Origin of the sequence: Citrobacter sp. TBCS-14, assembly GCF_005280805.1 — a bacterium.
In the GTDB taxonomy this organism is placed as follows: domain Bacteria; phylum Pseudomonadota; class Gammaproteobacteria; order Enterobacterales; family Enterobacteriaceae; genus Citrobacter; species Citrobacter gillenii.
In genome coordinates this window covers 1-246 of the sequence record NZ_SZWM01001141.1, presented here as the reverse complement: position 1 = coordinate 246, position 246 = coordinate 1, and the positions used below count along the sequence as shown (strand labels likewise).

Genomic DNA, 246 nt, shown 5'->3' with positions numbered 1-246 from the left:
TACACAGCAGTTCGCCGGTCGCCAGCAGATGTTCGCGTGTATCGTGTTCAGTGACTTTGTTCATGGGAAGAAGTGTAATAGACCAGTCGGTCTAATGCAATAGCCCTTGCGAGAAATTCAGTTAACGTCTTCAATAGGTATATCAATCTTACTAAAGGAGGGGATGTGGCCGAACAGCTGGAGTTTTTCCCTGTCCAGAGCCCATGCCGTGGAATATGTCAGTCTGACGAACGCGGATTTTGCCGT

At 48.4% G+C, this 246-nt stretch carries 2 pseudogenes; one reads left to right on the top strand and one right to left on the bottom strand.

Features of this window, described 5'->3' with window-relative positions:
- A pseudogene (locus FDX22_RS32105) lies at positions 1-64 on the bottom strand (TetR/AcrR family transcriptional regulator); the annotation flags it as partial.
- A 77-nt stretch (positions 65-141) separates the two neighbouring features.
- Here FDX22_RS32105 and FDX22_RS32800 point away from each other — a divergent pair.
- Positions 142-246, top strand: a pseudogene (locus tag FDX22_RS32800) (DUF1289 domain-containing protein); the annotation flags it as partial.